Annotated in this window: 7 protein-coding genes; all 7 read right to left on the reverse strand. The window is 50.8% G+C overall.

Features of this window, described 5'->3' with window-relative positions; genetic code table 11:
* Positions 1-51 precede the first annotated feature (51 nt).
* Positions 52-1,059: a gluconate operon transcriptional repressor GntR gene (gntR, locus tag MED297_RS08425; protein WP_008044050.1), complete on the reverse strand. Its 1,008-nt coding sequence runs from the start codon at positions 1,057-1,059 to the stop codon at positions 52-54.
* Positions 1,060-1,244: 185 nt separating this feature from the next.
* Complete coding sequence (locus MED297_RS08430; protein WP_008044051.1) at positions 1,245-1,880, reverse strand: bifunctional 4-hydroxy-2-oxoglutarate aldolase/2-dehydro-3-deoxy-phosphogluconate aldolase; 636 nt, start codon at positions 1,878-1,880, stop codon at positions 1,245-1,247.
* Positions 1,877-3,688 carry a phosphogluconate dehydratase gene (edd, locus tag MED297_RS08435; protein WP_008044053.1) on the reverse strand — a complete coding sequence of 604 codons (1,812 nt, stop codon included), beginning with the start codon at positions 3,686-3,688 and terminating at the stop codon, positions 1,877-1,879. The genes MED297_RS08430 and edd overlap by 4 nt, the downstream gene beginning before the upstream one ends.
* A 14-nt stretch (positions 3,689-3,702) precedes the next feature.
* The gene (locus tag MED297_RS08440) at positions 3,703-4,203 is read right to left on the reverse strand and encodes a gluconokinase (protein ID WP_008044055.1); all 501 of its coding nucleotides are present in this window, start codon (positions 4,201-4,203) and stop codon (positions 3,703-3,705) included.
* 62 nt (positions 4,204-4,265) lie between these two features.
* The gene (locus MED297_RS08445; protein WP_008044056.1) at positions 4,266-5,588 is read right to left on the reverse strand and encodes a TRAP transporter large permease; all 1,323 of its coding nucleotides are present in this window, start codon (positions 5,586-5,588) and stop codon (positions 4,266-4,268) included.
* Entirely contained in the window at positions 5,588-6,130 is a 543-nt protein-coding gene (locus MED297_RS08450) for a TRAP transporter small permease subunit (RefSeq protein WP_008044057.1), read from the reverse strand. Before MED297_RS08450 ends, MED297_RS08445 begins: the two co-directional genes overlap by 1 nt.
* Before the next feature lie 78 nt (positions 6,131-6,208).
* A partial coding sequence (gene dctP / locus MED297_RS08455; RefSeq protein ID WP_008044058.1) for a TRAP transporter substrate-binding protein DctP occupies positions 6,209-6,992 on the reverse strand: 784 nt, incomplete at its 5' end.

Consider the following 6,992-nt stretch of genomic DNA (forward strand, 5'->3'; position numbering starts at 1 on the left):
TCCTCGATGACGAAAGTGTTCTCATTCCTTGCTCAGGTCAGGCACCAAACTTCAAATGGTTTCGCCGTCAACAACGGTGAAATCCAGTGAATAAATCCGTTTGCTCATGCGCTTACCGTTTAATCGATCAATAAGCTGCTCCGCCGCAATGCGACCAACGGCTTCTCGCGGGGTATCAACCGTAGCAATTCTTGGCACGACTTCCCTAGCAAAGTTGTGATTGTGAAACCCGGCAATGGCCATATCTTCAGGTACGCGCAGCCCCTGACGCTGACATTCAAACAGCGCACCGATGGCCAAATCGTCATTCGTACAGATAATGCCATCCATCTGAGGGTATTGCTCCCGTGCGCTATTCAACAACTGACCGCCTAACGAAAACGATGAAGCGGCTTCCGTGGTATAAACGCGAGGCTCAAGATCGGCTCCCTGCATGGCGGCTTCATAGCCGCTGATTTTCAACTTTGTCCGCTCGTCCATCCGAGCCGCCAGATACACGATGCATCGGTAACCTTTGTCAATCATCCGGCGGGTCATCGCTTTCGATGCTTCGGCATTGTCATAACCAATCGCTTGCTGCATCGGAGGCGACACGCTGTCCATGATTTCAACAACAGGAATACCTGCAACCTTAATCATTTTACGAACTTTTTCGGTATGGTGAGATTCAGACAGAATCAAGCCATCGACGTTATACGACAACAGCGTCGTAATCCGGTCCTCTTCCCGATCTTTACTGTAACCGTAGTGCGCAAGCATGGGCTGATAGCCATGTTGTTCAAGAACCTGCTCGATTTCACGAATTACTTCAGAAAAGACCTGGTTGGTCAAAGACGGAACCAAAACGCCAATGGAATGGCTTTGATTTTTAGACAGAATGCCTGGCGCTTTGTTCGGGATGTAACCTACTTTATCGAGCGCCGCCGATATTTTTTTTCCAAGGGCTTCCGACACCAGCTCAGGATCTTTGAGATAACGGCTGATGGTCATTTTGGTGGTACCAACTTCATCTGCAACGTGTTGCAGCGAGGGTCGCAGTTGTTTTTGTTTACCAGTCACTCCAGGTGCCTCAATCAGATAGTACAGTCAGATCAGGTCCTCATCGTTATTGCCGGCTCACGCACCGATGTACAACAACACGTCCAATAGTTTCCAGACATGTACATTACGCTCTGAACGGAGGTCGTTAACCATGCCGACCGGCATGGTCTGACTGACTGACGTTCAGTTTACCAGAGTTACTTTCATTGTGCTTCGACAGCGGCTAATGCTTGTTGAGTCAGGTCTGTAATCCCAGCCCAATCCCGTTGACGAATCAGCGAGTCCGGCAGTATCCAACTGCCACCAACACAAGTCACACCCGGTATTGCCAGATAGTCGTTCATATTGTCTTCAGTCACGCCCCCGGTCGGGCATACCCGAACGCCCTGAATAGGAGCCGTCAACGCTTTCAAAGCTTTTACACCGCCATTGGCTTCGGCAGGGAAAAACTTCAGATACTGAAAACCATAATCCTGGGCAGTCATCATTTCGCTGGCAGTGGCCACTCCTGGTATCAGAGGCACGTCGCTTTGGCTAGCGTGAGCCAACAACGCGGTCGTGAAGCCAGGACTAATCACAAACTGAGCGCCCTGCTCGACGACGGCATCAAACTGAGCAACAGTAAGCACAGTACCCGCGCCCACACATGCCTGTGGAAAGTGATCCGCGATCAGCCGGATCGACTCCAAAGCCGCTTCCGTGCGCAAGGTGATCTCAAACACGTCAATACCGCCATCGAGTAACGCCTGCGCTAAGGGTATAGCGTCGTCTTTGTCCTGTATCACCATCACCGGAATGATCGGCGATCGGGTGAATAAACGTTCGAGTTGTTGGGTCATTTAATATCTCCCGGAAACAAAACTGATGCGCCCTGATCCGCAGGTCCGACCGTCTGACGGAACAGTGAAAAATAGTCCCGACCATAACCTCGATCGTACCCCAGGTTCGGTGTTTCAACCGGTTTACGGCTACTCAGATCGGTTAAACATTCCAGGCTCCCGTTTTCGCCGTCAACAACGACCGGGTCCCCGTCTTTCAGTTTCGCCAGAGCTCCGCCTTTGGCGGCTTCTGGCGTCACATGCAGCACCGATGGAACTTTACCGGAGGCGCCGGACAAACGACCGTCAGTCACCAGCGCTACCCGGTGACCTTTTTTCATCAGATTACCCAGAATCGGCATGAGCTTATGCAGTTCCGGCATACCGTTCATACTCGGACCATTGAAACGAACAACAATGATGGCATCGCTGTTAAGCAGCCCATCTTCATAGGCCTGAACAACGTCATCCTGATGATCAAACACGCGTGCCGGCGCTTCTATTTTCCGGTCCGACTCTGCCACAGCAGAGACCTTCATTACTCCTCGCCCGAGCGATCCGGTCATCACTCTCAGTCCGCCTTTGGCACTGAAAGGCGACTCAGACGTGGCGATAACATTGGACGGTGGCAACTCAGATTGCTCAACAAAGGAAAGCTGATCATTGTCATCCAACTGCGGGGATTTCAGATAATCAATCATCTGCCCATACACAGGCACGGCGTCCATGTGTAATAACCCCTGGCGATTCAGTTGGAAAAGTAGTCGGGGCGTACCGCCCTTTTCCTGGAAGGCATTGATGTCATCACTGCCATTGGGATAAATGTTCACCAACAATGGAACCACATCCGATAAGGCATCGATGTCTTCCCACGTTAAGATCAGACCGGCAGCCCGGGCGATGGCGATCATGTGAATGGTGTGATTCGTCGAACCGCCTGATGAAAGCAAGGCCACCAAGCCATTCACCAACGATTTTTCATCGAGTGTCCGGTACAGCGGGCGATACTCATCCCCCTGACGTGACACCCGCGGAATGTGCTGACTGATTTCATCGGTCAGCGCACGTCTTAACGGATCGTCCGGATGCACAAACGCAGAACCGGGCAGCATCAACCCCATCGCTTCAAACACCAACTGATTGGTGTTGGCCGTACCATAGAAGGTACAGGTTCCATGAGAATGGTACGCCGAGCATTCTGATGCCAGAAGTGCATCCTTACCGACTTCACCGGCGGCATACGCTTGGCGGACTTTGGTTTTTTCATCGTTGGAAATTCCGGTGCTCATTGGTCCGGACGGTACAAACGCGGTTGGCAGGTGACCATAGGCCAGTGCACCCATCAGCTGTCCCGGCGCAATCTTGTCACAGATACCCAGTAACAGCGTGCCATCGAAGATGTTATGGCTGAGCGAAACGGATGTCGCCATTGCAATAACATCGCGCGAGAACAACGACATTTCCATGCCCACCTGCCCTTGGGTCACCCCGTCACACATGGCCGGTACGCCACCGGCAACCTGAGCGGAATGTCCGAGCGCAAAGAGGGTTTGCTTTATCATCTGCGGATAATGCTGATAAGGCTGATGCGCGCTGAGCATATCGTTATACGCCGTCACAATAGCAACGTTCGCACGCTGCCGATCAAGAATCTGCTGTTTTTCAGCCGATTCAAAAGGCGCAACGGCATGGGCCAGATTTCCACAACTGAGCGCATCACGGTTGGGCTTCTGGTTTTCCTGGGCCTGCATTTGTTGCAGGTAGGTCTGCCGGGTGTCAGCGCTTCGCTTTGCGATCGCGTCGGTCACTTGCTGTATCGTTGGGTGCACAATAGGGCTCCTGTTTACGACATTTCTATCGACGACAATTGCTCAACAGCCTGCATGACCACATCATCCACGGGTTGATCAATTGGAATGATGATGGCTTCTTCTTCTGTTGGCTCAATGAGCGTTTTAAACTGGCTTTTTAGTAAATCCAGACCTGAAAAATAGTGATTTGATCGTTCACTCATTCGCGGCCAGATGACATCTAAGGTTCCCTGCAGATAAACAAACCGCAGCTCCGGGTTTCCTTTTCTCAATATGTCACGGTACGTCGGCGTTAATGATGAGCAAGCCAGAACCAACTGATCATTTTCTTTTATAATACCGTTGAGCCGGTTCAGCCAACTGAAGCGATCTTCATCGGTCAGCGGAGTACCACTGCTCATTTTCCGGATGCTTTCTTCCGAGTGATAATCATCACCATCGACAAACGGAATACTCAGCCGCTCAGCGATTTTAGAAGCAACGGATGATTTGCCGCATCCGGACACACCCATGACAACAATTTTATAGTTCATGTCATATTCTCTGTTCTAGTCACCGTCATTCACACTCACCTACTTCCTTTCAACGGCAGCAGTTATTTCCACCACAGCGCAAGTTCAGGGAAGGTGATCACCAACGCCAAGGCAATAACCTGCAGGATGATGAATGGCACCAGGGAGATGAAAATCTCACCCAGCGAAATATCTTTCGGTGCAACGGATTTCAAATAAAAGGCTGCAGGACCAAAGGGCGGCGACAGGAATGACACCTGCATGTTCAGCGTAAAGACAACGCCAAACCAAATCGGATCCAGACCCAGTCCGGAAATAATCGGAACGAAAATCGGCATCGTTAGCAAAGCAACACCAACCCAGTCCAGGAACATACCCAGCACGAGCAGTATCGCCATCATGATCAATACGGTACCAATGGCACTTCCGTTACTGAGCGAAAGAATCAGTTGCTCGACAAAATCAATACCGCCCATCAGGTTATAAACCCCGACCAGAGCGGTGGCGCCGATACCAATCCAAATGATCATACCGCAAGTACGCATGGTGGCCTGTGCACTGTCCTTCACAACACTCCAGGTCAGTTCGCCGCGAATGGCCGCACTCACAGCAATACCAACGACGCCCAGTGCTGACGCTTCGGTGACTGATGCAATCCCCCCATAAATACTGCCGAGAACAAACGTCACCGTCAGTAAAGGAAAAAACAGCGCTTTGAAATAATTAATGTCCTTGGCTTCGTCGGCCGCAAGTTCTTCCGCTGATGGAATCGGTGCTTTTTCAGGGTGCAACTTGGCCACAATCAGAACATAAAGAATGTAAAACCCGGCCAGCATGAAGGCGGGCAAAAAAGAGGCTTTAAACAGGTCGCCAATCGAGACGTTTGCTGTTAAACCGTAAATAATAATGACGATGCTCGGCGGTAGCATTGTGCCTAAGGCGCCACCGGCCGCAGTCGTACCAATGGCCAGGCGACGGTCGTAACCTAATCGAAGCATCTGGGGTAATGCAAGAATACCCAACAGAACCGTTTCACCACCAATTACACCCGACATGGAAGCCAGGACGACAGCCACCAACAAGGTCTGTACAGCAACACCGCCGTTTAACCGACGACCCACTTTTTTCATGGCATCGAACAGATCTGTTGCGATACCCGACCTGTCCAGCAACGCGGCCATCATCACAAACATAGGCACAGCCAGAAACACATAACTGCCGACAAAACTGAATACCCGGCTCGACACAACGCCTAAAGCATCAATACCAAACCAGCCAATGGCAGCAAAGACAGCAACCAAACCGGTAACAAAGGCCAGCTGCATCCCCGTCAATAACAGAGCGATCATCAGACCCAGCATCAGTAAACTGACCCAGCCGATCCCCAAAGCAGATAATTCAAACATTAGCGATCGCTCCTCAACTCAATAATTTCCTGTATCAGATGCAACAGAAACTGGACAAACATGACGATAAAAATAATCAGGATGAATAGCTTGGTGTAGGCCGGAAAATCCGGGTCCCACGCAGAACCGGATGATTCAAGATGAATGCCGCCCAGTGGTGAGAACCAGGATGCCTGAACCATGTGATACGAGGCATAAATCATCAGAGCGGCAAACACCATACCCATGACGTGGTGGAACAAGTTCAGGATTTTGCGGGTATGCTCGGAGACCGAATCATAAAGCAACACCACACGAACATGTCGATTGGTGGCCAGGGCATAACTGCCACCTAAAACGAAAAGCATTCCGCCCAGGAAAGATGCCGTTTCGTGAACCCATATTGTTGGTGAGTTAAACACGTAGCGCATCATGACTTCATAAAACGAAATCAAAACGGTCAGAACAAACAACAGACTCGCGACATCACCGAGCCACTTAAGGGCCCGATCCAGCGGATTTTTCGGAGTATGTTCCTGCTGGTCATTATCTTGGGTAGACATATCAAATCCCCAAAGCAGTTTCAGAAACAGAGGGCCGGGCGGCCCCCTTTTATGGACGAACTCAGAAACCTGAGTTTCTTACAGCAGGCCAGCTGTTTCCATGTAGCTGATCAGAACGTCATACGCTTTCTGAGCACTTGGAGAAGCCTGAGCCGCTTTTTCCCATTCTGTTTTAGCGATGGCGCGGAACTTCATGCGCTCTTCTGCAGACCAATCGTGAATGGTAATGTCCGGGTTAGCCCGAGCTTCGGCAACCGCAACGGCATCGGCCATTTTCAGTTCATTGGTGATGTTGTAAGAGAAGTCGCGTGAAGCCACGATCAGGATTTGCTGCAGATCTTCCGGCAGTCGATCCCATTTCTTCTGACTCATGGAAATGTCAATCAATGGCAGCGAGTGGAATCCTGGATACACCGGATGTCCGGCTACATCGTGCATGCCCTGAGCATGGTTTGTCGAAAATACGGTGTAGTCAGCGGCATCGATAACGCCTTTGCTCAAGCCGGTAAAAACTTCCGAGCCTGGCAGGTTAACCGGAGACGCGCCTGCAGCGGCGAAGACTTTCTGCACCATGCCTTCAGGAGCTCGCAGTTTCAGACCTTTTAAATCGTCTACACCTTCCAGAGGAACTTTAGAGACGAAAGCTTCCAGGCCTGTCGTTGATGCAGCGATGAACTGAACACCATAGGGCGCATACAGCTCTTCCATCAACTCATTACCACCACCAAAATTCATAAACTGCAACAATTGAGTGGTGTCAGACCAGGCACCTACGGTTCCACCCAACAAGGCGAACGCTGGATCTTTACCGGCAAAATAACTGGTTGACGTAATATGGCCGTCGAGAATGCCAAGTTCATCG

The organism is Reinekea blandensis MED297 (assembly GCF_000153185.1).
In the GTDB taxonomy this organism is placed as follows: Bacteria; Pseudomonadota; Gammaproteobacteria; order Pseudomonadales; family Natronospirillaceae; genus Reinekea; species Reinekea blandensis.

Coding starts and splice junctions, on each gene's coding strand:
- MED297_RS08430 (WP_008044051.1), bottom strand. CDS start 1,880: ATGACCCAACAACTCGAACGTTTATTCACCCGATCGCCGATCATTCCG.
- MED297_RS08440 (WP_008044055.1), bottom strand. CDS start 4,203: ATGAACTATAAAATTGTTGTCATGGGTGTGTCCGGATGCGGCAAATCA.
- MED297_RS08445 (WP_008044056.1), bottom strand. CDS start 5,588: ATGTTTGAATTATCTGCTTTGGGGATCGGCTGGGTCAGTTTACTGATG.
- MED297_RS08450 (WP_008044057.1), bottom strand. CDS start 6,130: ATGTCTACCCAAGATAATGACCAGCAGGAACATACTCCGAAAAATCCG.